27 protein-coding genes, 2 tRNA genes and 1 other RNA gene are annotated in these 24,269 nt (G+C 70.2%); 18 read left to right on the top strand and 12 right to left on the bottom strand.

From position 1 onward, the window contains the following. Positions 1 to 67 precede the first annotated feature (67 nt). Complete coding sequence (locus IEY87_RS06035) at positions 68 to 1,498, top strand: GAF domain-containing protein (RefSeq protein ID WP_189137494.1); 1,431 nt, start codon at positions 68 to 70, stop codon at positions 1,496 to 1,498. Positions 1,499 to 1,617: 119 nt separating this feature from the next. Here the strand turns inward: IEY87_RS06035 and IEY87_RS06040 are convergent, their stop codons facing one another. Beyond that, the gene (locus IEY87_RS06040) at positions 1,618 to 2,343 is read right to left on the bottom strand and encodes an alpha/beta fold hydrolase (RefSeq protein ID WP_189137495.1); all 726 of its coding nucleotides are present in this window, start codon (positions 2,341 to 2,343) and stop codon (positions 1,618 to 1,620) included. A 130-nt stretch (positions 2,344 to 2,473) separates the two neighbouring features. On the opposite strand from IEY87_RS06040, the gene IEY87_RS06045 reads away from it, so the two are divergent. Next, positions 2,474 to 3,364: a helix-turn-helix domain-containing protein gene (locus IEY87_RS06045; RefSeq protein ID WP_189137496.1), complete on the top strand. Its 891-nt coding sequence runs from the start codon at positions 2,474 to 2,476 to the stop codon at positions 3,362 to 3,364. A gap of 73 nt (positions 3,365 to 3,437) precedes the next feature. Here the strand turns inward: IEY87_RS06045 and IEY87_RS06050 are convergent, their stop codons facing one another. Next, positions 3,438 to 6,113: a DNA polymerase III subunit gamma and tau gene (locus IEY87_RS06050; RefSeq protein WP_225277151.1), complete on the bottom strand. Its 2,676-nt coding sequence runs from the start codon at positions 6,111 to 6,113 to the stop codon at positions 3,438 to 3,440. Positions 6,114 to 6,143: 30 nt separating this feature from the next. Next, an RNA gene (ffs, locus tag IEY87_RS06055) (signal recognition particle sRNA small type) lies at positions 6,144 to 6,239 on the bottom strand. A 118-nt stretch (positions 6,240 to 6,357) separates the two neighbouring features. On the opposite strand from ffs, the gene IEY87_RS06060 reads away from it, so the two are divergent. Beyond that, positions 6,358 to 6,445: transfer RNA gene (locus tag IEY87_RS06060), tRNA-Ser, on the top strand. Between the two features lie 139 nt (positions 6,446 to 6,584). Here the strand turns inward: IEY87_RS06060 and IEY87_RS06065 are convergent. Next, positions 6,585 to 7,631: a serine hydrolase domain-containing protein gene (locus tag IEY87_RS06065; RefSeq protein WP_189137497.1), complete on the bottom strand. Its 1,047-nt coding sequence runs from the start codon at positions 7,629 to 7,631 to the stop codon at positions 6,585 to 6,587. Between the two features lie 73 nt (positions 7,632 to 7,704). Here IEY87_RS06065 and IEY87_RS06070 point away from each other — a divergent pair, with 73 nt between their 5' ends. Then, a complete protein-coding gene (locus IEY87_RS06070) occupies positions 7,705 to 8,232 on the top strand; it encodes a PadR family transcriptional regulator (protein WP_189137498.1) in 528 nt (175 codons plus the stop codon). Positions 8,233 to 8,256: 24 nt separating this feature from the next. On the opposite strand, the gene IEY87_RS06075 is transcribed toward IEY87_RS06070, so the two are convergent. Then, positions 8,257 to 8,898 carry a LysE family translocator gene (locus tag IEY87_RS06075; RefSeq protein WP_189137499.1) on the bottom strand — a complete coding sequence of 214 codons (642 nt, stop codon included), beginning with the start codon at positions 8,896 to 8,898 and terminating at the stop codon, positions 8,257 to 8,259. 99 nt (positions 8,899 to 8,997) lie between these two features. Between IEY87_RS06075 and ypfJ the strand changes: the two genes are divergently transcribed. The 5 genes from ypfJ (at position 8,998) to IEY87_RS06100 (ending at position 12,719) form a co-directional block, all read left to right on the top strand. Next, positions 8,998 to 9,825 carry a KPN_02809 family neutral zinc metallopeptidase gene (gene ypfJ / locus IEY87_RS06080; protein WP_189137500.1) on the top strand — a complete coding sequence of 276 codons (828 nt, stop codon included), beginning with the start codon at positions 8,998 to 9,000 and terminating at the stop codon, positions 9,823 to 9,825. Between the two features lie 48 nt (positions 9,826 to 9,873). Further along, positions 9,874 to 10,170: a type II toxin-antitoxin system VapB family antitoxin gene (locus IEY87_RS06085; RefSeq protein WP_189137501.1), complete on the top strand. Its 297-nt coding sequence runs from the start codon at positions 9,874 to 9,876 to the stop codon at positions 10,168 to 10,170. Beyond that, entirely contained in the window at positions 10,142 to 11,158 is a 1,017-nt protein-coding gene (locus IEY87_RS06090) for an ABC transporter substrate-binding protein (RefSeq protein ID WP_189137502.1), read from the top strand. Before IEY87_RS06085 ends, IEY87_RS06090 begins: the two co-directional genes overlap by 29 nt. A gap of 127 nt (positions 11,159 to 11,285) precedes the next feature. Continuing rightward, on the top strand, positions 11,286 to 12,290 hold the full coding sequence (locus tag IEY87_RS06095) for an ArsR/SmtB family transcription factor (protein WP_189137503.1): 1,005 nt from the start codon (positions 11,286 to 11,288) through the stop codon (positions 12,288 to 12,290). A 27-nt stretch (positions 12,291 to 12,317) separates the two neighbouring features. Continuing rightward, on the top strand, positions 12,318 to 12,719 hold the full coding sequence (locus IEY87_RS06100) for a TIGR03668 family PPOX class F420-dependent oxidoreductase (RefSeq protein ID WP_189137504.1): 402 nt from the start codon (positions 12,318 to 12,320) through the stop codon (positions 12,717 to 12,719). Between the two features lie 37 nt (positions 12,720 to 12,756). Here the strand turns inward: IEY87_RS06100 and IEY87_RS06105 are convergent. The 4 genes from IEY87_RS06105 to IEY87_RS06120 form a co-directional block, all read right to left on the bottom strand. After that, positions 12,757 to 12,846, bottom strand: a tRNA-Ser gene (locus IEY87_RS06105). Between the two features lie 10 nt (positions 12,847 to 12,856). Beyond that, on the bottom strand, positions 12,857 to 13,312 hold the full coding sequence (tadA, locus tag IEY87_RS06110; protein WP_268241353.1) for a tRNA adenosine(34) deaminase TadA: 456 nt from the start codon (positions 13,310 to 13,312) through the stop codon (positions 12,857 to 12,859). Further along, on the bottom strand, positions 13,309 to 13,782 hold the full coding sequence (locus IEY87_RS06115) for a tRNA adenosine deaminase-associated protein (RefSeq protein ID WP_189137505.1): 474 nt from the start codon (positions 13,780 to 13,782) through the stop codon (positions 13,309 to 13,311). The genes tadA and IEY87_RS06115 overlap by 4 nt, the downstream gene beginning before the upstream one ends. Before the next feature lie 15 nt (positions 13,783 to 13,797). Continuing rightward, a complete protein-coding gene (locus IEY87_RS06120; RefSeq protein WP_189137506.1) occupies positions 13,798 to 14,307 on the bottom strand; it encodes a tRNA adenosine deaminase-associated protein in 510 nt (169 codons plus the stop codon). A gap of 156 nt (positions 14,308 to 14,463) precedes the next feature. Between IEY87_RS06120 and upp the strand changes: the two genes are divergently transcribed. The 7 genes from upp (at position 14,464) to IEY87_RS06155 (ending at position 19,215) form a co-directional block, all read left to right on the top strand. Continuing rightward, positions 14,464 to 15,102 (top strand): uracil phosphoribosyltransferase, encoded by a 639-nt coding sequence (upp, locus tag IEY87_RS06125; RefSeq protein ID WP_189137507.1) that lies wholly within the window; start codon positions 14,464 to 14,466, stop codon positions 15,100 to 15,102. 131 nt (positions 15,103 to 15,233) lie between these two features. After that, positions 15,234 to 15,458 carry a hypothetical protein gene (locus IEY87_RS06130; RefSeq protein WP_189137508.1) on the top strand — a complete coding sequence of 75 codons (225 nt, stop codon included), beginning with the start codon at positions 15,234 to 15,236 and terminating at the stop codon, positions 15,456 to 15,458. Positions 15,459 to 15,554: 96 nt separating this feature from the next. Then, a complete protein-coding gene (locus IEY87_RS06135) occupies positions 15,555 to 15,713 on the top strand; it encodes a hypothetical protein (protein WP_189137509.1) in 159 nt (52 codons plus the stop codon). After that, complete coding sequence (locus IEY87_RS06140) at positions 15,710 to 16,243, top strand: PH domain-containing protein (protein WP_189137510.1); 534 nt, start codon at positions 15,710 to 15,712, stop codon at positions 16,241 to 16,243. The genes IEY87_RS06135 and IEY87_RS06140 overlap by 4 nt, the downstream gene beginning before the upstream one ends. Positions 16,244 to 16,339: 96 nt before the next feature. Further along, complete coding sequence (locus tag IEY87_RS06145; RefSeq protein ID WP_189137511.1) at positions 16,340 to 17,683, top strand: helix-turn-helix domain-containing protein; 1,344 nt, start codon at positions 16,340 to 16,342, stop codon at positions 17,681 to 17,683. A gap of 103 nt (positions 17,684 to 17,786) precedes the next feature. Next, entirely contained in the window at positions 17,787 to 18,461 is a 675-nt protein-coding gene (locus IEY87_RS06150; RefSeq protein ID WP_189137512.1) for a FadR/GntR family transcriptional regulator, read from the top strand. A gap of 133 nt (positions 18,462 to 18,594) precedes the next feature. Beyond that, on the top strand, positions 18,595 to 19,215 hold the full coding sequence (locus IEY87_RS06155; RefSeq protein WP_189137513.1) for a TDT family transporter: 621 nt from the start codon (positions 18,595 to 18,597) through the stop codon (positions 19,213 to 19,215). A gap of 40 nt (positions 19,216 to 19,255) precedes the next feature. Here the strand turns inward: IEY87_RS06155 and dnaN are convergent, their stop codons facing one another. The 3 genes from dnaN to IEY87_RS06170 form a co-directional block, all read right to left on the bottom strand. After that, a complete protein-coding gene (dnaN, locus tag IEY87_RS06160) occupies positions 19,256 to 20,353 on the bottom strand; it encodes a DNA polymerase III subunit beta (protein WP_189137514.1) in 1,098 nt (365 codons plus the stop codon). Between the two features lie 64 nt (positions 20,354 to 20,417). Beyond that, positions 20,418 to 21,071: a response regulator gene (locus IEY87_RS06165; protein WP_225277149.1), complete on the bottom strand. Its 654-nt coding sequence runs from the start codon at positions 21,069 to 21,071 to the stop codon at positions 20,418 to 20,420. Between the two features lie 29 nt (positions 21,072 to 21,100). Next, positions 21,101 to 22,507 (bottom strand): sensor histidine kinase, encoded by a 1,407-nt coding sequence (locus tag IEY87_RS06170; RefSeq protein WP_189137515.1) that lies wholly within the window; start codon positions 22,505 to 22,507, stop codon positions 21,101 to 21,103. Positions 22,508 to 22,617: 110 nt separating this feature from the next. Here IEY87_RS06170 and IEY87_RS06175 point away from each other — a divergent pair, with 110 nt between their 5' ends. Next, a complete protein-coding gene (locus IEY87_RS06175; protein WP_189137516.1) occupies positions 22,618 to 23,523 on the top strand; it encodes an ABC transporter ATP-binding protein in 906 nt (301 codons plus the stop codon). After that, positions 23,520 to 24,254, top strand: coding sequence for an ABC transporter permease (locus IEY87_RS06180; protein WP_189137517.1), 735 nt, complete (start codon positions 23,520 to 23,522; stop codon positions 24,252 to 24,254). The genes IEY87_RS06175 and IEY87_RS06180 overlap by 4 nt, the downstream gene beginning before the upstream one ends. Positions 24,255 to 24,269: the final 15 nt, after the last annotated feature.

Below are 24,269 nucleotides of genomic sequence, written 5' to 3' on the forward strand. Positions count from 1 at the left end.
AACTGGTTGCGCTGACCGGCCCCCAAGACAGATGCTCGCCATAGGCGTTGATTACTTGGAGTGGCTGATGAGTTACGCTCACCTTGACGCATACTCCCGTCTGCTGCCCACGGCGCACGAGGCGGTGCCGTCTGGGACGCTGACACCCACCGTGCCCCGCCGGCTGATCAGCGCATCCTGGCGACGCTCCATGGCCGCCGGCATCGATCCCGACGCCACGGCCGCCCCCCTCGCCTACGGCCCCGCCCTCCTCGACCAGGTGCGCGAGTCCCACCCACTCCAGCCGCTGCTCCCGCTCCTCACCCAGACGCTCCGGCAGGCCACCAACGACAGCGAGCACATCATGGTCGTGACCGACGACCAGGGCCTGATCCTGTGGCGCGACGGCCACCCGAGCACCCTGCGCCGGGCCGACAGCGTGGGCCTCACCGACGGCCACCGCTGGACCGAGGAGACCGTCGGCACCAACGGCATCGGCACCGCCCTCGCCACCCGGCGGCCGGTGCAGGTCTACTCCGACGAGCACCTCATGCGCGTGCTGCACATCTGGTCATGCTGCGCCGCCCCGATCACCGACCCGGAGACCGGCCGGATCCTCGGCTGCCTCGACGTCAGCGGCACCGCGCCCAGCCTCCACCCCGCCACCATCGCCCTGGTGGGCGCCACGGCCAGACTCGCCGAGACCCAGCTCACCGTACGCATGCACGAGCGTGACGAGCTCCTTCGCCGCCGCTACGAGTCCGCGCGCTTCAACTCGGCCATCCTGCTCTCCCCCTCCGGCCGCGTCATCGCCGGTGACCCCGCGGGCGACCTGGGGGGCCGCATCGACCTGCCGGCCACCGGCGAGCGCATGATCCTGCGCGACGGCCGGGTGGCGCACCTCGAGCCCTACTCCGACGGCTACCTCCTGTGCCCCACCCCCGACGCCCCGCCGCCCCCGCTCACCCTCTGCCTCCTCGGCGACGGCCCGCCGTCCGCCTTCGTCAGCGGTCGCAAGCTCCCGCTCTCCCTCCGCCACGCCGAGATCCTCGCCCTCCTCGCCCTCCACCCACGCGGCCTGACCGCCGAGCAACTCTCTTTCCACCTGTACGGCGACGACGGCAACCCGGTCACCATCCGAGCCGAGATCCACCGCCTGCGCAGCCAACTCGGCGCCGCCATCGACGCCAAGCCCTACCACCTGACCTCTCCGGTGGAAGCGGACTTCCTGGACCTGCGCCGCCTGCTGTCGACCAACGACCCCACCTCCCTGGCCCGCGCCTACCCCGGCCCGCTGCTGCCCCGCTCCGAGTCCCCCGAGATCCGCCGCGAGCGGGACGAGCTCGAGGTCCAGGTCCGCACCTGCCTCCTGCAGCGGGGCTCCCCCCAGGACCTGTGGGCCTACGCCCAGACCGCCAACGGCCGCGACGACTTCCAGGTCCTCGAACGCATCATCAGGGCGCTCCCCCCGGCCGACCCCCGCGCCGCCGCCGCCCGAGCCCGCCTCCGCACCAGCTAGCGACGCATCTCCGCCGCGTGCGCGGGTCCCAGGGCGCCTCGCCGCCGCGTGCGCGGGTGTCAGGGCGCCTCGCCGCCGCGTGCGCGGGTGTCAGGGCGCCTCGCCGCCGCGTGCGCGGGTCAGCCGAGCTTGAGCAGGAGTTCGGCGAGCTCGCCCGGCATGGTGACCATGCAGTCGTGGCCGGTCGGCAGCTCCCACACCTGCGCCGGCGTGCCGTTGGGCTGCAGCGCGGGTACGGGCCGGCGGACGACGCCTTCCGGCACGCCGGCGGTGCAGTGGATGTGCGTCCGTGGAATCGTGCGCACCGCCGGGTTGTCCAGGTGGACCGGTTGCTGGAGGCAGCGCACCGGCTGATCCGACAGCATCGTGCGCAGCCAGGCGACATCCGACGGGTCGGTGACCCCGAACAGGCCCAGAGGCGGCGGCCCCTCGGGCAGCGGCGGAACCCGCCAGCCGCCGCCGGACCGTACGGCGAGGTCGATCAGGGCCTGGGTCATGGGCATGACGTCGACCGCGTTCTCGCCGTCCTCCGGGACCATCGCGTCGAGGTAGACCAACTGGGCGATCCGCTCCGGGATCTGGTTGGCCGCGGACGAGATGACCAGCCCGGCGTAGCTGTGTCCCACGAGCACCACGTCGGTGAGGTCTTCCTCGGTGATCAGCCCGACGATGTCGTCGACGTGCGTGTCCAGCCCCACCTCGGGGCCGAGCAGCCGCGCCTTGTCGCCGTAACCGGTCAGCGAGGGTGCGACCACCCGATGTCCGGCCGCCGCCAGGAACGGGACCACCCGCTCCCAGCACTGTCCGCTGTGCCAGGCGCCGTGTACCAGCAGATATGTCGACATGGTGTGCTCCTTGCTTATGGATGGGCCGCTGGCCACGCTGCCGCCGGAGCCCTGACGCAGCCAGTGCCCCTGCGATCCTGGGGGTGACAGGACCAGGCACGCGCACGGTCGCGCGAACTACGGTGGACAGATGAGCGACGAATCGAACCTGCTGGGCGATTACGTGCGCGCCCGCCGTGAGCTCGTCACTCCTGAGCAGGTCGGCATCCCCGTTCTGGGAGTACGGCGCGTGCCGGGCCTGCGCCGGGAAGAGGTCGCGATGCTCGCCGGCATCAGCGCCGACTACTACCTGCGCCTGGAACAGGGCCGCGACCGCAACCCCTCCGCCCAGGTCCTGGAGTCCCTCGCCCGCGTGCTGCGGCTCGATGACGACGCGACGGCCTACCTCCTGCGCCTCGGCGCCGGCAAACCCCGCCGGCGTCGGCGCCGGTCCAGGAAGGAGACCGTCCCGCCGGGCATCGCCAAGCTCGTCGCCACGCTCCCGCTACCGGCGTACGTCGAGGACCGCTACTTCGACGTCCTCGTCGCCAACGCCTTGGCGACCGCTCTGTCGCCGCGCCTCGCGGCGGGCGGCAACCGCCTGCGTGACGTGTTCCTCGACCCCGCCGAGCAGGCCCTCCACCCGGACTGGGAGGACGCCGCCGCGGGCATGGTCGCCGGCTTCCGCCAGTCCGTCGGCACCGACACGGACGACCCCCGCTTCATCGAGCTCGTCGGCGAGCTCTCCCTCGCCAGCCCTCTCTTCAGCCGGCTCTGGGCCCGCCACGACGTGGAGGCGTGCGAAGGCACCCCCAAGCGCCTCGACCACCCCCAGGTCGGTGACCTGTGGCTGAATCGGGAGCGGCTGGGCATCAGCGGCGCGGCGGGCCTGATGCTCGTCATCCACCACCCGGACCCCGACAGCGACAACGCCGACAAACTGGCACTCCTGGCTTTGGCCACCCGGACCCCGACCGCACCTCGAGACACGCACGCCCACGACCGGACGGGCCTCGGGGCGAGCCCGCCCGCCGACCGGTAACACACCCGTGAGGCGTCGTACTCGCCAGGGCGTCAGGCGTCAGGAGTGGTCGATCTCGCCAGGGCGTGCGGCGTCAGGAGTGGTCGATCTCGCCGATCACGCGGGCGCCCAGCTCGCGCTGGAGCAGGGCCATGCCCGACATCGCATCGGCATCGGCGTCCGCGTCGTTCAGTGGGTCGACGTCGTCGGCGTCGGCGTTCTTGCCGCGGCCGGGGACGGCGTCCGGCCAGGCCGGGGCCGCAGGGGAGGCGGCCGCTTTGCGGGCGCCGGCCACGCGAGGGCCCGCCTGGGCCGCGGCTCTGGCGGCCGAACGGGCAGCGGCCAGGCCGGTGCCCGGTGCCCCAGCTCCCCGGTGCCCCGGACCCGCCGACGTCTGGGAGGGGTCGGGGGTGGGAGGCGAGCCGGGACCGGGATCGTCAGGAGCGGACGGCCAGGATTCGTCCGTCGTCGGATGGTCGCCGGGCGACGAAGGGCCGCTGGAACGAGTCTCGTCCACCGCTGTACGACTCCGCGCCGGTGCCGTCGCACCGTCGGCTTGGACGGCGACTCCCTGCGGCGTCTGCACCGCGACCTGCGACCCGTCCTGAGCACCCACCGGCGAATCCGGGGCCGCTCCCCACTGCCCACCGGCGGCTTCGACCGCAGGGGCCGCCATGCCGCCGGCCGGCCCCGAACTTAGCGCCGCGCCCGGGCCGGGCCCTGCACCGGCCTGCCCTGAGCCTGGTCGCGGGCCCGACGGGGTGCCCGCCTGGGCGTCCGGTCCGCCGCCCTGGCCTGCGTGAGCATCCGACGATGAGCGTACGGAACCACCCGAGTGCGGACCGGCGGGACCGCCTGGATGCGTACCCGAGGGCCCGCCGGGATGCGGCCCCGCTGGCCCACCCGAGTGCGGACCCGACAGGCCGCCCGAAGGACTCCCCTGGTGAGGCCCCGACGGCGGGCCCGAGTGAGGGCCGGGCTGGGGGCCGCGTGAGGTCTGCTGCGGCGCGGAGCCGCCGCCCACCACCGCCTCGACCCGCCAGGTGCCGCCGAGCACGTCGCCCAGCGCGCTGGCCACCACGGCGTCCTTGCCGCCGCCGGTGAAGTTCTTCATCGCGCCGACCTGGAGGAAGCCGAGCGTGACCACGTTGCCTTCGACGCCCACCACCTGAGCGTTGGTGCTCACGTTCGACCAGGCCGCGATGCTGCGCTGCTTCAGCGCGGCCAGGACCACCGGCCACTGCTGCTGGATCGAGGCCGTACCCCCCGCTGTGACCCCTGACTGGGCGTGAGCCGGTGGCGCGGCGGAGGCCGGTGGTTGCGCCGCCGGAGCCCCGGGGCGAGCCGTCTCGGGCCAGTCGTCGGCGGCCGGCCGCGGCGCCTGGGCGTCCGCCCCCGAGGAGTCGAGCGCCGGCCCGCTCGGAGTGCTGACCGTCGCCGAACCCCCGTGCGCGGCATCTGGCACGGCCGCCGTACCAGAGCCATCGTGTACGGCACGCGTTCCAGGACCTGCCGGCGCGGCGGCCGCATGGGGACCTGCCTGGGCGGACGGCGTACCAGAACCTGCCGGAGCGGCGGGTGCGCCGGTTGAGCGGGCGGCCAGGTGCGCTACGGCGCCGCCGCGTTCGAGGCGCTCCAGGCGGGCGAGCAGGGCGGCCTCGCCCTGCGCGGCCGCCGGGAGCAGGACGCGGGCGCACATGAGCTCCAGCAGGAGGCGCGGCGAGGTGGCGCCGCGCATCTCGGTGAGGCCGCTGTTGAAGATCTCGGCGGCGCGGGTGAGCTCGGCGGGCCCCATCGACGCCGCCTGCTGGACCAGCCGCTCCAGCTCGTCGGCCGGGCGGTCGAGCAGGCCGCTGGAGGCCGCCTCGGGGACGTTCGCGAGGATGACCAGGTCGCGGAAGCGCTCCAGGAGGTCGGCGCCGAAGCGGCGCGGGTCGTGACCGCCTTCGATGACCCGGTTGACGGCGTGGAAGACCTGGGCGCCGTCGTGCGCGGCGAAGGCGGCGACGACCTCGTCCAGCAGGTCGCCGTCGGTGTAGCCGAGCAGCGAGACGGCCTTGGCGTAGGTGATGCCCTCGTCGTCGGCCCCGGCGAGAAGCTGGTCCAGGATGGACAGCGAGTCACGCGCGGATCCGGCGCCGGCCCGGACGACGAGCGGCAGGGCGGTCGGCTCGTACGGGACGCTCTCCGAGGAGAGGATCTCCTCCAGCAGCGCGCGGAGCGTCGCGGGCGGCATCAGCCGGAACGGGTAGTGGTGGGTCCGCGACTTGATGGTGCCGATGACCTTTTCCGGCTCGGTCGTCGCGAAGATGAACTTCAGGTGCGGCGGAGGCTCCTCGACGAGCTTGAGCAGCGCGTTGAACCCCTCACGGGTCACCATGTGCGCTTCGTCGATGATGTAGATCTTGTAACGCGCGGACACCGGCGCGAAGAAGGCGCGCTCCCGCAGGTCACGCGCGTCGTCGACACCACCGTGGGAGGCGGCGTCGATCTCGATCACGTCAAGGTGGCCGGGCCCGGTCGGGGCGAGGGCGACACAGGACTCGCAGACCCCGCAGGGATCGGGGGTGGGGCCCTGCGCGCAGTTGAGCGAGCGGGCCAGGATCCGGGCGCTGGAGGTCTTGCCACATCCGCGGGGGCCGCTGAACAGGTAGGCGTGGTTGATGCGGCCCGTGCGCAACGCCTGCCGCAGCGGGTCGGTGACGTGCTCCTGACCCTTGACCTCCGCGAAGGTCCCGGGCCGGTACTTGCGGTAAAGCGCAAGGCTCATGCGACCATCCCGCCTGCGAGGGGCTCCCAACGAAGAGACCCCTCGCACACCCGCCAGAGCCCGCTTATCCTTGCTGCCTTCCGGCCCTGGGGAGGTTCACAGGATGACGCCGCGCGAGGGGTCCTTCGACAGTCTAGCGGGACACGGCAGTGCTCGCTCCAGCCCATCACGCCGGAATATCTCGTACGGCGCCGCCGGAAAATGATGGTCTCCACACCCCCGATAGTCCGGTAAGCTCATCGACGGAGGATTCGCCTAGTGGCCGAGGGCGCACGCTTGGAAAGCGTGTAAGGGGCAACCCTTCAGGAGTTCAAATCTCCTATCCTCCGCCAGTCCAGAGGGGTGTGCCGTTTCGACGGCACACCCCTTCTGGCATTCCAGGGGCGGCGTCCGTTTCGCCTTGGGGCTCTCCATGGGTCCAGGGCAGCGTGAGAAGGGGACGGCACTCGGTGAGCGCTCGGCGGTCGATTTCTACGCGCGCCAGATGTTCAGGCAGCGGGCCATGATCCGGAAGGGAATGGCCCTTCCCTTGATCTGGTCGACGGTGCCGGCCAGGTGGACGTCGAGCTCGGGGCAGTGGAAGAGCCAGGTGCCAGTGACCCCTGAGTGGCCTACGAGGGTCGCGGAGCTGTGGCTCGGTGCCGCCAGGCGGCCGATGGTGAAGATCATGGTGCCCAGGCCGTACTGGAGGACGGGCACGTTGCGCAGGCGGTTGCGGCGCTCAGTGAGGAGGCCCACCGTGCGCGGGTCTTTGAAGAGTTCCCCCTTGAGCAGAGCCTGCTGGAAGGTGAGAAGGTCGCCGGTGGTGCTGATCAAGTCGTTGGCGGATGCGATCAGCCCGGGCAGGTCGACGCGGCGGCGTCCGGCGTAGAGGGGCACGGGGCGTTCCGGGAGCCGGGTGCTCGTCAGGCCCAGCGGGCCGGTGACGCGGTCGGCCAGCAGGCCGGCGAACGGGCGGCCGGTCACCGTCTCCAGGATGCGGATGAGCAGTTGGAAGCCGGTGTCGGAGTAGCGGGCCTTCTGGCGGCGGGCGGTGAGGTCCTGGGGCGCGAAGTGAGGGCCTTGCCGCCGGGCCATCCGCATGGCGTCCGTGAAGGTCCAGGAGACGTCCTCGCCGGCGGCCAGGTGGTCGAAGAGGCTGGGGCCTTCGCCGCGATGCTCGAAGAAGTCGGGGAGGCCGGAGGTGTGACCGGCGAGGTGGCGCACGGTGATCTCGGCCGTCCGGTCGACTCCGCCGAGGACGTGGAGGCGGTCGGTGGTCTCCGCCGGCAGGTAGGTGGTGATCGGCGCGTCCAGCGCGAGCTCGCCGCGCTCGTGGGCCTGCAGGACCAGCGCGATGATGAACCGTTTGGTGATGCTGGCGATGAAGAACGGGGTGTCGGGGCCGGGTAAGCCGACGGCGCCCGACCAGTGCTGTTCCCCGCCGGCGAGGGCGAGGTTGACGTGATGGAGGCCGCGCCGAGCGCCGAGCTTCTCCAGCAGGCGCGTCAGGCGGGCGTCGATGTCAGCGGGAACCATGACGAAACCTCATCTCTCTCATAGACATGTCTATTAGATATGTCTATGAGAGTCAACGGACTAGACTCGGCCGATGGCCTACGTGATCCTCGGTCTGCTCCTGATCGCCCCGCAGAGTTTCTACGACCTCATCAAGGCGTTCGAGAGCGGAGTCGCGCTCTTCTACAGCGCCAGCTCGGGCAGCATCAAACGCGCGCTCGACGGCTTGCTCGCCCGAGGGTTCATCGAGGTCGCCAGCGTCGAGGGCGGCCGGGGACGGAAGCTGTACCGCGTCACCGACACCGGCCGCGAGGAGTTTCGCACCTGGATGAAGGCAGAGCCGACCGGGCCCGATCTGGAGACCGCGGCGCTGGCCAGGCTCTACTTCCTGGGCCTGCTTGACCACTCGGAACGCGTACGGGTCCTGCACCGCATCACGGCGCGCATCGAGACCGAACTCGCCACCCTCACCGACCTCGACGAACGCCTTGACACCGTGAGCATCCCCGAGGAGCACCGCGACATCGCCACCCATCAGCGCGCCGCCCTCGACTACGGCATCGCCTCGGGCCGCTTCATGCTCGCCTGGTTCCGCGCCCACACCGACACCCTGAGTCGCTGACCCACCATCCGGCGAACCTCTGATCTAGGCCGTGGTGAGGGCCTTGGAGCGGTCGGTGGCGAGGTGGATGGCCATGCCGCCGAGCACGGTGCCCATGAAGTAGCGCTGTACGCGGACCCACAGGGGGCGGGTGGCGAGGAAGGTGGCGAGGCCGCCTGCCGAGATGACGATGAGGCCGTTGACCAGGGTGCCGACGGCGATCTGCGCGGAGCCGAGGGCGAGGCTCTGCAGCAGGACGTTGCCCATCGCGGGGTCGATGAACTGCGGGAGCAGCGACAGGTACAGGATCGCGATCTTGGGGTTCAGCAGGCAGGTGAGCAAGCCCATGGCGAACAGCCTGCGAGGCGGCTCGACCGGGAGCTCGCGGGTCTCGAACGCCGAGGTGCCGCCCGGCTTGAGCGCGTTCCAGGCGAGCCAGAGCAGGTAGGCGGCGCCGGCGAGCTTCAGGGTCGTGTACGCGGCCGGCACGTAGACGAAGATGGCCGTCAGGCCCAGGCAGGTGGCGGCCAGATAGGTGGTGAAGCCCAGGAAGACGCCCATGAGCGAGATGAGTCCCGCTTTGCGCCCCTGGGTGATCGACCTGGAGACCAGGTAGATCATGTTCGGCCCTGGGGTAAGCACCATACCCAGGGAAACAAGGGCAATCCCTAACATTCCACCCGTCATATCGGCATGTTAACGGACGGCCGTACGAGGCTCTTGGCCGCGTCGAGTCTCGCTTTTGGGGAAGTTGCCACCTGGCAACCCAGCGGAAGGGACACCGCCATGGACTTCAGGGACGACGTCAACCTCGACTCCTCGCAGGTCGAGGACGCCGGCGGCGGAGGAGGCGGTGGCGGGTTCCCGCGCGGCGTGGTCGTGGGCGGTGGCGGCATCGTCAGCCTGATCGCGCTCGTCCTGGTCTTCGTGCTGAACAACGTGGGCACCGAGCAGCCCGCCCAGCGCCAGCCCCCGCCGGCGAACCTGGCCGAGCGGTGCCAGACGGGCAAGGACGCCGACCAGACGGAGAAGTGCCAGGTCGTGGGCGTGGTCAACAGCATCCAGGACTACTGGAAGACCGAGCTGCCGACCTACCGCCTGGCCAAGACCGTGCTCTACTCCGGCGGCGTGCGCACCGCGTGCGGCGCCGCCGACTCCTCCGTCGGCCCCTTCTACTGCCCCGGCGACCGGCGCGTCTACCTGGACCTGAGCTTCTTCGACCAGTTGCGGAGCCAGTTCGGCGCCAAGGGCGGCCCCTTCGCGCAGGCGTACGTGATCGCCCACGAGTACGGCCACCATGTGCAGAACCTGCTCGGCGCCCTGGAAAGCGGCAGTTCGGTGGCGACCGAGCTGCAGGCCGACTGCTACGCGGGCGTGTGGGCCAAGAATGCCTACCAGGGCGGCTTCTACGAAAAGCCGTTCACCGACACCGAAATAGCCGAGGCGCTCGACGCGGCGGCGGCCGTGGGCGACGACCGGATTCAGCAACGCGGTGGTGGCAGCGTCGACCCCGAATCGTTCACGCACGGCAGCTCGAAACAGCGGGTGGCCGCCTTCCAGCGCGGATACGCCACCGGAAAAGCCGCCGAATGCACGGCCGGCGACCTGGTCTGAACTCGGCCGAGAACACAAGTAATCGAAATCACGCCTAAAATCAGTGGGGTGATCTTCAAGCTTGTCGGCGACGGACGCCCTTATCCCGAACACGGCACGTCCAACCGCGAGTGGGCCCAGATACCCCCGCGGCAGGTCCGGCTCGACTCCCTGATCACCACCAAGGCCATGCTGGACCTGCACTCGCTGCTCGCCGCCGACTCCACCTTCTACGGTGACCTGTTCCCGCACGTGGTGCAGTGGCGCGGCGAGCTCTACCTTGAGGACGGCCTGCACCGGGCACTGCGCGCGGCCCTGCACCAACGATCGATCCTGCATGCCAGAGTTCTCGAGCTGCCGAGCTAGAAACGGACTCCGCCTCGGCGCCTGCCTGTCCCTGACCGGCAGGTTCGCCCGGTTCGGCACGCAGGCCCTGCACGGACTGACGATCTGGCGGTCCAGGACCGAGGCCGCCGAATTGGTCGTCGAGGACGACAGAAGCGACCCGAAGTCCCTGGATTCAGCATTTCCCGACCTGGCCAGACGGTGCGACCTGATCCTCGGCCCTTATTCGACGCACCTGATGCGCCGCGCGGGGGACATCGGCGCCCACCTCGACCGGCTGATCTGGAATCACGGCGGCTCGGGGGACGACGTCCAGCATGCCCATCCCGGCCACCTCGTGTCCGTGCTGACGCCGGCGAGCCGCTACGCGGACCCGTTCGTTCAGCACGTGGCATCGGAGCTGGTCATCGTCCAGGGCAAGGGCGGCTTCGGCCGGCAGGTCGCCGACGGTGCGGTGACGCTGGCGCACGAGCTGGGCAAGGAGGTGGTCCGGCTGGGCCCGGACGACGACCTCCAGCGACCGGGGCCGTGGAGCCTGCTCTGCGCCGGCACGTTCGAGGAGGACGTCCAGACGGTACGGCGAGCCCGAGCCCTGCCGAATCCGCCGCGGTCGACCTGCGCGGTGGCGGCTGGTGTCCGCGCGTTCGGCTCGGCCGTCGAGGACGCCCAGGGCACGTACGGTGTCGGGCAGTGGTTTCCGGGGGCCGGTGGAGCCCCTGAGCTCTTCATGACGGAGTCGGACTTCCTCACCGCCTACCAGAAGCACGCCGGCGCCCCGCCGGACTATCCGGCGGTGCAGGCCGCTGCGACGGCGGCCATCGCCACGCACTGCGCGGAGCGAGCGGGCAGCACCGCGCGCGAGGCCCTGTGGCCGGTGGCCGCGGCCCTGGAGACCACCACGCTCTTCGGCGCTTTCAAGATCGACCCGCACACCGGCGTCCAGGTCGGACACCAGACCGCCTTCGCCCGCTGGGCGGTCGACGGCCCTGTCGCACTCCGCCGACTCTGATCCGGCCGAAGACCGGTGGCTCGATTAACGAGGGCCCCTGATCGATCGCCTCAGCACCGCCCGACGATTTTCGCCCCGTCCACCGGGCGTCAATCGCTTGGCGATCCCCGCCACGGAGGATGCGGGCATGACCGGGGGAACCTTGAAGATCGTCTTTACCGATGAGGATCTGGTCCGGGTGCGCATCGCCTCGCGCATCGATGAGCTGTGGGAAATGGCGATGAGCCTGCACGTGCTGCAGAGACCCGGCGGGGGCGCGGACCTGACCGGCTGGCGACGCCAGGCCCGCGCCGACCTGGCCGAGGCGGGCCTGCTGACACCGGTACGGCAGCGGCTGGTGCCGTTGATGCCGATCAAGGCCTACTTCCCTGACTTCCTCACCCCGTACCACGCCCAAGCGGGACCGCGGAGCGGCATCGACGCGCTGGCCGACACCCCGCCCTCCCGGGTGCGCCACGAGGTCGACCAGCTGCGCCGGCACGCCGCCCTGCCCGCCACCCTCGACGACCTCGCCCGCGGCGACCGGCGCGCCATCTCCGGGCTGGCCGGCCTGGCCGCCCGCTACTGCCGGACCGCCTTCGCCGGCCACCGCACCACGATGGAGCACGCACTGGGCCGCGAACGCACCCGGCTCACCCGCCTGCTCAGCGACCACGGCGTGGAGGCGATGCTCACCGCCCTGGGACCGCGCACGCGCTGGCGATCCCCCGTCCTGGAGACCGACTACGCCGCCGGCCGGTACGAGATCCAGCTGCGCGGCCGCGGCCTGACCCTGATCCCGTCCTACTTCTGCCGCTACACCCCGGTCGCGCTGGCCGACCCGAGCCTGCCACCCGTCCTGATCTTCCCCGCCCCCCGCCGAACCCCGGCACCCGACCCCGTCCTCGACGACGCGCTGCCCGACCTGCTCGGCCCCACCAGAACCCGCATCCTGCGCTGCGTCGCCGCCACCACCGGCTGCACCACCAGCGAGCTCGCCCGCCGAACCGGCACCTCGCTCTCCTCCGCCAGCGCCCACGCCCAGGTGCTGCACCGCACCGGACTGATCACCAGCACCCGCCACGCCAACATGGTCATCCACCAGATCACCCGCCTGGGCGCCGAACTGATCCACCACCGAACCCGGCTATGACCACCGGCGCACTGGTTCAATGACCTCATGGACCAGGCAGCCGCCCGCGAGCGTTTCGCGGCGGCACGAACCGCCACGCTCGCCACCGTGGACGCGGCCGGGACCCCGCATCTCGTGCCCGTCGTGTTCGCCGTGCACGGGGACGTGATCGCCTTCGCCGTCGACCACAAACCGAAGACCACCACGAACCTCCGGCGGCTGCGGAACATCGCCCAGAACGACCGCGTCTGCCTGCTGGTCGACCACTACGACGACGACTGGTCACGCCTGTGGTGGGTCAGAGCCGACGGCCGGGCCGTCATCGCCGAGGATCCCGCCCGATGGATCGAGCGCCTGGCGGACCGCTATGCGCAGTATCGGGAGCGTCCGCCGCAGGGCCCCGTCGTCACCATCACGGTGGACAGGTGGCAAGGCTGGTCGGCCCGATGACACGAAGGGCCCCCGAGAGATCGGGGGCCCGGACGAGTGGCGGTGGTGGTGGGATTTGAACCCACGGATGAGTTGCCCCATCACACGCTTTCGAGGCGTGCGCCCTCGGCCACTAGGCGACACCACCGTCGACGAGCTTACCGGATCCGCCGAGTGGCGAAGAACTTCTTTAGGGCCGTGGAGCTCTCCTCGGCCAGTACGCCCATGACGACCTCCGGGCGATGGTTGAGCCGGCGATCCCTGACCACGTCCCAGAGCGAGCCGACGGCTCCGGCCTTGTCGTCGGTAGCGCCGTACACGATCCTGTCGATCCTCGACTGGACGGCGGCGCCCGCGCACATCGTGCAGGGTTCGAGCGTGACGACGAGCGTGCAGCCGGTCAGCCGCCACTCGCCGCGCCGGCGGGCGGCCTGCCTGAGGGCGAGCACCTCGGCGTGCGCGGTCGGGTCGGCGGTGCTTTCGCGGTCGTTGCCGGCGGCGGCCAGGACCTCGCCGAGCGGGCCGAGCACCACGGCGCCCACGGGCACCTCGCCCCTGGCTCCGGCGGCGACGGCCTGCTCCAGGGCCAGGCGCATCGCGTCCGCGTGGTTCACCGCAAGCGGTCGAGCTCGTCGGCGAAGGACAGCCGCTCGGCCAGCACCGAGAGGATGTCGGCCGGGAGCATCCCTTCCTCCACGCTCAGCTCCAGCAACTCCTCGGAGGTCACGCCCAGGTCGCTGAGCAGCTCGAAGTCGCCTGCGGGGCGTACGCCGAGCTCGGTGGCCTCCTTGTCGGGGGCCACGCCCGCGAACTCGGCGAACAGCTCACCGAGGCGGTCGGAGAGGATGGCGTGGGCGTCGGAGAGGAACACCCGGGGCTCGTCGTCGCCGCGGTAGCGGACGATGGCGAACCACTCGTCCTCCACCTCGACGCAGAGCAGCGCCAGCTCGTCGCCCGCCAGGCCGAGCGCTTCGACCACGGCGTCGCCGAAGTCGTCGACGATCTCAGAATCACGCAGGTCGACCTCGGCGCCGCTCCAGCCGTCGGAGGTCTTGACGAAGGCCGCGGAGAAGGTGTTCGCCATGTGCGCTCCAGGGGGTCAGTCGAAGACCGATGCGATGGCCCGCTCGAACGGCTCGGAGAAGCCGAGCCGTGCGGCGATGCTGGACAGCACCTCGTCGGGCAGCAGGTCGACGTCGCCGGACAGGATGCCCAGCTCCATCTCGTCCAGTCCGAGGTCAGCGAAGATCGACAGATCGCCGGCGGGCAGCGCGGTGTCCTCGTCCTGAAGGATCTCGTCGAGCTCGTCCTCGTCGGGGACCGGCACGTCGAGGTAGTCGAGAACCTGTTCGGCCAGCGGGAAGTCCCAGGACGCGGCGATGTCGGAGAGGAAGACATCGACCCGTTCGCCGAGCACGCGCAACGCCACGAAGAACTCATCCCCCACGGCGACCAGGCCAATCGTGCCGCTCTCGCTCGGCTGCTGGCGCAGGGCCTTGATCAGCCCGTGCAGATCGGACGTGAGTGCGACGGGCAGCAACTCGGCGTCCCAGCAGTCATCCTCGAGATAGACCACGATGGCGAAATCAAGTGCGTCTTCGTCTGTCATCGCGATCCCCCACACCCGACCCTGTCAGTACAGAGCCTCTTCGGTTTCCAATCGTTCCAGACCTGACCGGCCGGCGTGTGCCCCTCCGACCAAATTGTGATCAAAACAGCGGACGCATCATGCCGGTACGTTCCACACAAGATAGCGTTGTCCCTTATGGAAACCCTCGTCGTCGACCATCCGCTCGTGGCTCACAAGCTCACCGCGCTGCGCGATGTCCGTACCGACTCGCCCACCTTCCGCCGGCTGGCGGACGAGCTGGTGACGCTGCTGGCGTACGAGGCCACGCGGGACGTACGGGTCGCCGAGGTGACGGTGGAGACCCCGGTGGCCACGGCCACGGGCGTGCGGATGGCCAAGCCGTACCCGCTGGTCGTGCCGATTCTGCGCGCCGGGCTCGGCATGCTCGACGGCATGACCAGGCTGCTGCCCAAGGCGGAGGTCGGGTTCCTCGGCATGGTCCGCAACGAGTCGACGCTGCAGGCCGAGACGTACGCCACCCGGCTCCCGGACGACCTGTCGGGGCGGCAGTGCTACGTCGTGGACCCGATGCTGGCCACCGGCGGCACGCTGGCGGCGGCCGTGCAGTTCCTGTTCGACCGGGGGGCCGACGACGTCACGGCCCTGTGCCTGCTTGCCTCACCCGAGGGCTTGGCGCACATGGACGAGGTGTTCGCCGGCAGCGGCAAGCCGATCCGGGTGGTGACGGCCGCGCTCGATGAGCGGCTCAACGAGAACGGTTACATCGTGCCCGGTCTCGGCGACGCGGGCGACCGCCTCTACGGCGTCGTCTGACAGGTCTTTTCCAGCACACGGACCACCCTCTTCGTTACATACTGTGTTTGCATGGGTACGAAGAGCGAGGAAGGCAACTTCCGCTGGTGGGGGAGCAGGATGAGCGTTTGTCCGATCGCCGGGGTGTTCTCGTGAACGATCGCACCGAGGCGGATCCGAATCCGTACGCGGAAGTGGAGACGGCGCTGCGCGAGGAGTTCGCGGGTGTCCACTCCGCTGCCACCGTAACGCGTTGCGTGGATGCGGCGCACTACGGCGCGCTGGAGGTCACAGGCTACGCGCATCCGAGTCTCGTCGAGCGGATCGCGCGCAAGCATCTTCACGTTCTGGCTCTGGTGGCCAGCGAACGTGGCTAAGCAAGATCGAAACTAGCTCGCGATGCCACCTTTACCCCGGCTACAGGGTGGGTAATGTATAGGGCGGGCGGAGTGAGTAAGTGTACGGAGGCGACAGTGCAGGTCAAAAAAGTCCTCAGCTACGGTGGTGTCGCGTTTGTCGCGTACTACCTGTTCGCACGACCATCCGATGCCGCTGACGCGGTCAAAGGAGCGTTCGACACCGTGTTCAACGCAGCCGACTCTCTGGCTCAATTTGTGAACCAACTCGCATGAGACTTGTGACCCACGGGGACTCTGCTCCGTCGTCGGTCAACCGTTATCTCCTCCCCCACGAACAACAGGTCATCATGGTGCGGCGCCACCCCGCCGTGCTGCTTCGTCCGATCGCCGAGGTGTTCGGCGGTCTGATCGTCGCCGGACTGCTCAGCAGGTTCTTCGGCGGAAGCGCGGGGGGTGGCACGGCTCTGGTCGTCGTGTGGTGGCTCTGGCTGCTACTCCTGATCCGTTTTGTCTGGAAAGTCGCTGAGTGGTCGGTCGACTACTTTGTGGTCACCTCTAAGCGGATGCTCTTGACTACGGGCTTGATCACGCGCAAGGTCGCGATGATGCCCCTCGGAAAAGTCACCGACATGAGCTTCCAGAGAAGTCTGCTTGGGCGCATGCTCGGCTACGGAGAGTTCATCCTCGAGTCGGCCGGTCAGGACCAGGCACTCTCCACCGTCGAGTACATTCCGTATCCCGAGACCCTCTACCTGGAGGTCTGTCAGATGCTTTTCCCAGGCAAGGACGACCCAGACGATTAATCTCCGCGTGGAGAATTCTTCACGCGGGGATACCCGATTCGGCTACTTCATGCAATCATTGCGTGTTGTTGACCCTTCCCCGCCTTGAGAGATGAGATGCCGAGTCAGGGAACCATCGGTGACCGCGTCCGAGGATTGCGGCTGAACAGGCGCATGTCGCAGGCCCAGTTGGCCGGACCCGACCTGTCGGACAGTTATGTCTCGCTCATAGAGTCGGGTAAGCGCACACCGACTCCTGTCGTCGCACGCCTGCTGGCCGAACGGCTGGGGTGCACCACCGAGTTCCTCCTGCATGGGATCGAGCCTCGGCAGCGCATCGACACCGAGCTCGGCCTGCGTCATGCCGAGTTGGAGCTGCAGCACGGCGATCCCGCCGTCGCCGCGGAACGTTTCACGGAGATCGTGAAGGCCGCCGACGAGGACAACGCCATGCTCACCGCGCACGCGCGGCTGGGCAGAGCGCGGGCTCTGGAGGCGCAGGGACGGCTCGGCCAGGCGGTCGAGGCCTTCGAACGCCTGCGCAAGGAGGCCGCCGCGCACCCTGAGCGACTGGCGGACCTGCCGCTCACCGTCGCGCTGAGCCGCTGCTACCAGCGGGCCGGCGACCGGCTGCGCGCCCGCGACCTCGCCTGCAAGGCGCTGGAGCAGGCCGAGCAGATGTCCATCACCCAGGGTGAGATCGCCATCGACCTGGCCGCCGCGCTCGTCGTGGCGCGCGGCGACCGCGAGGGGCAGTCCGCCGAGCTCGCTTTCGTCAAGAAGGTGCTGGACGTAGCCGGCGTTCCTGAAATTGTGGACCGTTCCGGAGAGATCCACGCGCTCTGGCAGGCGAGCAGCGCGGCGGCCGCGGGCGACGACTCCGCGCTGGCCGTACGCCTCGCCGACGACGCCGTCAACGCCGGCCGTCAGGAGCGGCTCGCGCTGCAGCTGGCCAGGACCGCCATGCACTGGGCCCGGCTGGAGAGCGCCCCCCTGAGCGAGGCGGAGCGGTTGTCGGCGGCCGCGGCGCACACGTTCGCCTCGGCCACGGGCAGGGAGCGCGAGCACGGTGAGAGTCTCATCGTGCGCGCCAGAGTCAAGGTGCGCGCAGGCGATATCGCGCTCGCGGGCAAGCTCGCGGGCGAGGCCCTCGACCTGCTGCCTGACGCTCCCGGCACGGCCGCGGCCGAGGCCAACCTGGTGCTCGCCACGGCCGCGCTCAGCCTGCACGGCGACCCGGCCACGCATCTCGGTAGGGCTCGCGCGCTGCTGGCCGACCGTGACCGGCAGGTGTTCGGCTCCGACCGGCCGGCCGCCCGCTGCTGGCGCGAGCTCGGCGACCTGTACGGCCAGGTGGGGGACCGTGCGCAGCAGACGGCCGCCTACCGCAAGGCCCTCGAATCCGCCGGAGTCCGCTCCATGATGGCCGGGCTCACGGTCGACGCCACCCTTTCCCACTGACCTCCGGGGGGCTCCAGGTCGGCTTCTTCCGGCCTGGAGTAGACTAGGGTTCTCCAGTCATTGACTCATAGGATGATTGGTTTCCCCCGGAGGAGGCGCGACTGTGAGTCTGCGTACAGCGCAGCGGGCTTCGCTGGTTGATCAAGTGATCGACCAGCTCAAGGAGCAGATCACCTCAGCGTCGTGGCCGATGAACGGCAAGATTCCGACCGAGACCGTGCTCGCGGAGCAACTCGGGGTTGGACGCAACACCGTTCGTGAGGCCGTGCGCGCGCTCACTCATGCCGGGCTCCTGGAGTGCCGGCAGGGTGACGGCACCTACGTCCGCGCCACCAGCGAGCTCTCGGGGGCCATGCTCAGGCGGCTGCGGCAGGCCGAGCAGCTGGAGATCCTGGAGGTGCGGCGGGCTCTGGAGATCGAGGCCGCCCGCCTGGCCGCCACCCGGCGCACCGACGAGGACATCGTCCTCATCGAGGCCGCGCTCGCCGAGCGGGACAAGGCCTGGGAGGCCGACGACCCCGACCTCTTCGTCGAGGCCGACCTGGCCTTCCACATGGCCGTCGCGCACGCCACCCACAACTTCGTGCTCATCGACCTGTACGAGGACTTCTCCGCCGCGCTGCGGGCCAGCATCACCGCGGCGGGCACCTCGCTCAACAAGAGCTACATCCCGCACGACGCGATAGCCCGCGCCATCACCGCCGGCGACGCCACCGCCGCCGAGCGGGCCGGCCACGCGTGCATGGAGCACATCCTCATCGCCCTGACCGACGCTTAACCACAGCGGCGGCCACCCGGCCCGCGCGGCATTCGGCGTCGTCGGCGTTCCGCGTCGCCAGAGTTCGGCGTCGTCAGAGTTCGGCGTGGTCAGGGTCCGGCGTGGTCAGGGTCCGACGTGGTCAGGGTCCGGCGTGGTCGGCGTCTTGCATGGTCGGCGTCGAAGTTCTCGAACGTTCGCCGTTCTGCTGGCGGCCTACGTCTGGCGGCTGGTCGCCTACCCGCGACGCGCCCTGGCCGACGCCCGGGGTCCTGGCCGGGCCTTCGGCTATTTCTCGTTGGTGGCGGCGCCCAACGTGCTGGGGATCCGGCTGGCCCTCGACCACCACCTGGCCGTGGGCTTCTGGGGGATCGGCGTGATCCTGTACCTGATGCTGACCGGGGTACGCTGCTCCTGCGTCCACTTCGACCACCGCTGCACCCAGCACGCCGGGACGCTCACGCCGATCCTGCGGCGATATCAGGATCGGCGGCAGGCCGAATCCGACCGGCTGAGCCCGCCGGCGATCTCCGTGGCCCGCGCCGGACCCATCGGGCTGCTACGCGATCTACAGGACCTCTACCAGCTTGCCCACCTGGTCGATATCACCTGGGTGCTGGTCGGACAGGCTGCCGCCGGCGCACGCGACCGCGCCCTGCTGAACGTCGTCGCCACCTGCGTCGCCACCTGCGGCCCTGATATCACCGCACGGCTGGCCTGGCTACGCGGCCGCATGAAAGCCGCCGCCCCGCAGACCCTGCTCGTCGCGTCCTGAGCGGCATCCCGAGCCGAGACCGCGCCGTGGGGCCGGGCGGTCAGCTCAGCCGCAGGGACATCACCAGGTAGCGGAAGGCCGGCTCGGCGTCGCCGGGAACGTCCTGGATCAGGGCGGGCCTGGTCGGCGACTCCATGTTGAGGCGGGCCAGCTCGCTGTCGATGCCGGTCAGGCCGTCAAGGAGGAACTGCGACTGGAAGGCGATCTGGATGTCGTCGCCGCGCAGCTCGCACTCGACCACTTCGGTGCCCCGGCCGATGTCACCGCCGCCCGCCTGGATCAGCACCTGCCCCTGGGTGAACGACAGCCGGACGGCGGTGTTGCGCTCGGCCACCAGCGCCACCCGCTTGATGGCGGCGACGAACGGCGCCACCCGCACGTCGGCCCTGATCGACCAGTCGGCGGTCAGCCGGGTGCGGTAGTCGATGAACTGCTCGTCGAGCAGCCGGACGGTGGTGCTGCGGCCGGCGCTCTCGAACCCGGCCACGCCGTCGCCGAGCGCCACGGACACCTCGCCGCCGCGCAGCGACTTGGCCACCTCCACCAGCACCCGGGCGGGGACCATGGCGGAGATCGAAGTGTCGGGGGCGACCGGGCGCCAGGCGAACTCGCGGGCGGCGATGCGGTAGCGGTCGGTCGCGGCCATCGTGATCGCAGCGCCGTCGATGTCCACCCTGATGCCGGTGAGCATAGGGAGGGTGTCGTCGCGACTGGACGCCGGGGCGACCTGTCCGACGGCCAGCGCGAAGATGCCACCGCCGATCGCGCCGATGCTCGGCGGCATCGTGGGCATGGTCGGGAAGTCCTCGACCGGCATGGTGATCAGGCCGAACTCGGCGGTGCCGCAGGTGAGCACCGCCTCGGAGCCCTCGGTGACGATCTCGACGTCATCGGCCGGCAGACTCCGGCTGATCTCCGCGAGCAGCCGGCCGGGAATCAGCACGCTGCCCGTCTCGGCCACGTCGGCGTCGATCGTGGCGCGGGCGGACACGTCGTAGTCGAACGCGGACAGGCTCAGCTCCTCGCCCGCCTCCAGCAGCAACCCGGACAGCACCGGCGCCACCGGGCGACTGGGCAGGACCCTGGCAGCCCACGCGACCGCCTCGGCCAGGACATCGCGGTTAACCCGGATCTTCACCTGATCCACCCTTTCTCTCGGCGTGCCCTACAGAAAATAGCCGAGCCCACCGACAAAGAGCTCCCTAGCGGCTGTTGAGGTAGGCGAGAACGGCCAGGACCCGGCGGTTGTCGTCGTCGGAGGGGGCCAGGCCGAGCTTGCCGAAGATGCTGGCCGTGTGCTTGGCCACGGCGCTCTCGCTGAGGTAGAGACGCTGGGAGATGGCGGCGTTGGAGCGCCCCTCCGCCATCGCTTCGAGCACCTCCCGCTCGCGCGGGGTGAGCGCGGCCAGCGGCTCGTGCGCGGCGTTGCTGGCCAGCAGCTTGGCGATCACCTCCGGGTCCATCGCGGTGCCGCCCGCGGCGACCCGCCGGACCGCGTCGACGAACTGCTCGGCGTTGAACACCCGGTCCTTGAGCAGGTAGCCGATCGCCCCGGAGCCGTCGGCCAGCAGCTCGCGGGCGTAGAGCTGCTGGACGTGCTGGGAGAGCACCAGGATCGGCAGGCCGGGCACCTGCTTGCGCGCGGCCAGCGCGGCCTGCAGCCCTTCGTCGGTCAAGGTGGGCGGCAGCCGTACATCCACGATGGAGACGTCCGGGCGCAGCTCCAGCAGGCCCTTGAGGAGCTCGGGGCCGCTCTCCACGGCCGCGACCACCTGGAAGCCGTGTGCTTGCAGCAGGTGGACCAGCCCTTCTCTGAGCAGGTAGAGGTCTTCGGCGATGAGTACGCGTAGGGGCACGCTTGGCACCATAGGCGGCTCGGGGTCGCCTAGCACCTCGCGGCTCCCCCCTTCTTCTCGTGCAGCGCGGGCAACGCCACGGCCGTCACGTACATGATGAGGCCGAGCGTGATCATGAAGGCGATGACCGGCCACTGCCAGGGCTCCGGCAGGTGCAGGGCGAGGAACCAGGTCTCCTCGTCGACGCCGAAGATCTTGAAGATGGCGGCCACGACTCCCTGGGGGAACAGCGGGCACCAGGCCGTCAGGTGCAGGGCCAGCACCGTGACGAGCTTCCAGCGCGGCAGCTTGGGCAGCTCGCCGGCCCAGTACTCGGGCAGCACCCGGGGCAGCTCCATGGTGACCGTGGTGGGGCCGCCGGGCGGGCTGTTGATCGCCATCACCCCGTCGAAGGCCGCCAGCCTGCGCTCGATGCCGGCCAGACCGCTTCCCTTGGCCGGGTCGGCGCCTCCCCAGCCGTCGTCGGCCACCGTGATCCGCAGGTTGGGGCCGTTGCAGCTGAGGTCGATCACCACCGACTTGGCCCCGCCGTGCCGGGCGCTGTTGGCCAGCAGTTCGCTGACCGCGAAGTAGGCGGCCGCCTCCACCGGGGCCTCCGGCCGGTGCGGCAGGTCCGCGTCCACCGTCACCCGCAGCGCGCTGTCCATCGCCAGCGCCCGCACCGCGTCCGCGAGCCCGCGCTCGGCCAGCACCGGCGGGTGGATGCCGCGGACGATGCGGCGCAGCTCCGTCAGCGTCTCCGCGGACGCCTCCCTGGCCTTGGCCATCAGCGCCTTGGCCGCGGCGGCGTCGGTGGTCATGAGCTCCTCGGCGGCGCCGATCGTCATGCCGATCGCCACCAGCCTGGCCTGTGTGCCGTCATGCAGGTCACGCTCGATCCTGCGCATCTCGGCCGCCTGCGTGTCCACGGCGAGGTTGCGTACCTTGCTGAGGTGGTTGACCTGGCCGGCCAGGCGGCTGGCCACGGTCGCGGCGAGCAGCATCTCGCACCACATCGCGTACACCCGCAGGCCGCGGCCGGGCAGCAGGATGAACAGCGGCACGAGCAGCACCTTGACCAGCGGGTCCAGCAGCAGCCAGAGGCCGTCACGCCAGGTCGCCGGGTCGGTGAGCAGCCACTTCCAGCGGTCGTTCCAGGCCGGCATCCGCGGCGTCTTGTACAGGGTGCGGTTCGACCGGTACATGCCGTCGGACTGCGGCTGCGGAGGCGGCGGCTGGGGCAGGTACGGCGGCTCGATCGTGACCCCGGCGGAGGCGTGCACCACGTGCCTGGTCGCCCTCGTCACCCACCGGATCATCCGGACCTGCGGCGGGAAGAGGAAGACCATGCCCAGGCCGAAGGTCGCCAGCAGCGTGAGCACCGACGAGGCGAGCGCGATGAGCTCGACGACGAGCAGCGCGAGCAGCGCCAGGACATGACCGAACTTCCGCAGCATGCCCCTTAGTGTGCTTTACGCGGGGCGATGCGCACACTGCACCTAGATACACCCTGGCCCGGCAACCAGCACGATTCTCCCGCGTAAGGTCCGTTCCTAGGCTCGAAGCCATGAACGTCATCGAGGTCGAGAACCTCCACAAGCGCTACCCCAACCATGTGGCGGTGGACGATGTGTCGTTCGAGGTGCGGGCCGGAGAGATCTTCGGCATCCTCGGGCCGAACGGCGCGGGCAAGACCACCACCGTGGAATGCGTGTCCGGCCTGCGCCGGCCCGACGGCGGCACGGTGCGGGTCACCGGCATCGACCCGGCCAAGGACCGCGACGCGCTGCGCCGCGTCCTGGGCGCCCAGCTGCAGAGCGCGGCGCTGCCGGAGAAGATCAAGGTCTGGGAGGCGATGGACCTGTACGCCTCCTTCTACGCGGAACCGGCCGACTGGCGGGCGCTGCTGGAGCAGGTCGGGCTGTCCGGCAAGCGGGACACCGCCTTCGCCAAGCTCTCCGGCGGCCAGCGGCAGCGCCTGTCCGTCGCGCTCGCGCTGGTCGGCAAGCCGCGCATCGCGGTGCTCGACGAGCTCACCACCGGGCTCGACCCGCAGGCCAGGCGCGACACCTGGGAGCTGGTCGAGAACATCCGCGACTCCGGCGTGACGATCGTGCTCGTCACCCACTTCATGGAGGAGGCCGAGCGGCTCTGCGACCGGATCGCGCTCATCGACGCCGGCCGGGTCGTCGCCACTGACTCACCCGCCGGGCTGATCGCGCGGGTGGGCGCCGAGCAGCGGGTGCGGTTCCGGCCGTCGGCTCCCGTGGCGGACTCCGTACTGACAGAACTGCCCGGTGTGACGGACGTCAGCCACAGCGGCGCCCAGGTGACGGTGACCGGCACCGGGAACCTGGCGCACGTGGTCACCCTCGCCCTGGCCCAGAAGCAGATCGTCCCCAACGACCTGCGCATCGAGCAGGCCTCGCTGGACGACGCGTTCCTCGCGCTCACCGGAAGGAAACTGGCATGAAGAAGATCCTCGCCGTCGAGGCTAAGCTGCTGCTGCGTGACTGGCCCGGCGTGGCCTTCAGCATCGGGTTGCCCGTCGGGTTGCTGCTGATCCTGGGGCAGATCCCGGACCTGTCGAAGCCTGACCCCGCGTTCGGCGGGCAGCGGTTCGTCGACGCCCAGCTGCCCGCGCAGATGATCCTGCTGGCGCTGCTGACGATCTCCTTCACCGTGCTGCCCAGTGTGCTGACCACCTACCGGGAGCGGGGCGTGCTGCGCAGGATGTCGACGACGCCGGTGCCCCCGGCACGGCTGCTCGGCGCGCAACTTCTGATCAACTTGATGGTGGCCCTCGCCGCCGCGGTGCTGGTGATCGGGTCCGGGTGGCTGGTGCTGGGGTCGCAGATCCCCGCGAATCTCGTCGCGTTCCTGCTGGTGTTCCTGCTCGGCACCGCCGCGATGCTCGCCATCGGGCTGGTGATCGCCTCGGTCGCGCCCAACAGCAAGTCCGCGCCCGGCATCGGGTCGGTCGTGATGTTCCCGCTGATGTTCGTGGCGGGCATGTGGATCCCGCGCGAGATCATGCCGGAGACGCTGCGCACGGTCAGCGACTACTCAGTGGTCGGGCCGTTCGTCAACGCCATGCGCGACACCTGGGCGGGCGAGCTGCCCCAACTTCCGCACCTGGCCGTGATCGTGGTCGGGCTGGCGCTGTTCAGCGCGCTGGCCGTCAAGCTCTTCAGGTGGGAATGACACAGCGAGGGGGGC

The organism is Nonomuraea glycinis, assembly GCF_014646515.1.
Classification (GTDB): Bacteria; Actinomycetota; Actinomycetes; order Streptosporangiales; family Streptosporangiaceae; genus Nonomuraea; species Nonomuraea glycinis.

Bases quoted from the DNA above. Each gene is read 5' to 3' on its own strand.
- IEY87_RS06035 (WP_189137494.1), top strand. From the start codon at position 68: ATGAGTTACGCTCACCTTGACGCATACTCCCGTCTGCTGCCCACGGCG.
- IEY87_RS06040 (WP_189137495.1), bottom strand. From the start codon at position 2,343: ATGTCGACATATCTGCTGGTACACGGCGCCTGGCACAGCGGACAGTGC.
- IEY87_RS06045 (WP_189137496.1), top strand. From the start codon at position 2,474: ATGAGCGACGAATCGAACCTGCTGGGCGATTACGTGCGCGCCCGCCGT.
- IEY87_RS06050 (WP_225277151.1), bottom strand. From the start codon at position 6,113: ATGAGCCTTGCGCTTTACCGCAAGTACCGGCCCGGGACCTTCGCGGAG.
- IEY87_RS06065 (WP_189137497.1), bottom strand. From the start codon at position 7,631: ATGGTTCCCGCTGACATCGACGCCCGCCTGACGCGCCTGCTGGAGAAG.
- IEY87_RS06070 (WP_189137498.1), top strand. From the start codon at position 7,705: ATGGCCTACGTGATCCTCGGTCTGCTCCTGATCGCCCCGCAGAGTTTC.
- IEY87_RS06075 (WP_189137499.1), bottom strand. From the start codon at position 8,898: ATGACGGGTGGAATGTTAGGGATTGCCCTTGTTTCCCTGGGTATGGTG.
- ypfJ (WP_189137500.1), top strand. From the start codon at position 8,998: ATGGACTTCAGGGACGACGTCAACCTCGACTCCTCGCAGGTCGAGGAC.
- IEY87_RS06090 (WP_189137502.1), top strand. From the start codon at position 10,142: ATGCCAGAGTTCTCGAGCTGCCGAGCTAGAAACGGACTCCGCCTCGGC.
- IEY87_RS06095 (WP_189137503.1), top strand. From the start codon at position 11,286: ATGACCGGGGGAACCTTGAAGATCGTCTTTACCGATGAGGATCTGGTC.
- IEY87_RS06100 (WP_189137504.1), top strand. From the start codon at position 12,318: ATGGACCAGGCAGCCGCCCGCGAGCGTTTCGCGGCGGCACGAACCGCC.
- IEY87_RS06115 (WP_189137505.1), bottom strand. From the start codon at position 13,782: ATGGCGAACACCTTCTCCGCGGCCTTCGTCAAGACCTCCGACGGCTGG.
- IEY87_RS06120 (WP_189137506.1), bottom strand. From the start codon at position 14,307: ATGACAGACGAAGACGCACTTGATTTCGCCATCGTGGTCTATCTCGAG.
- upp (WP_189137507.1), top strand. From the start codon at position 14,464: ATGGAAACCCTCGTCGTCGACCATCCGCTCGTGGCTCACAAGCTCACC.
- IEY87_RS06140 (WP_189137510.1), top strand. From the start codon at position 15,710: ATGAGACTTGTGACCCACGGGGACTCTGCTCCGTCGTCGGTCAACCGT.
- IEY87_RS06145 (WP_189137511.1), top strand. From the start codon at position 16,340: ATGCCGAGTCAGGGAACCATCGGTGACCGCGTCCGAGGATTGCGGCTG.
- IEY87_RS06170 (WP_189137515.1), bottom strand. From the start codon at position 22,507: ATGCTGCGGAAGTTCGGTCATGTCCTGGCGCTGCTCGCGCTGCTCGTC.
- IEY87_RS06175 (WP_189137516.1), top strand. From the start codon at position 22,618: ATGAACGTCATCGAGGTCGAGAACCTCCACAAGCGCTACCCCAACCAT.
- IEY87_RS06180 (WP_189137517.1), top strand. From the start codon at position 23,520: ATGAAGAAGATCCTCGCCGTCGAGGCTAAGCTGCTGCTGCGTGACTGG.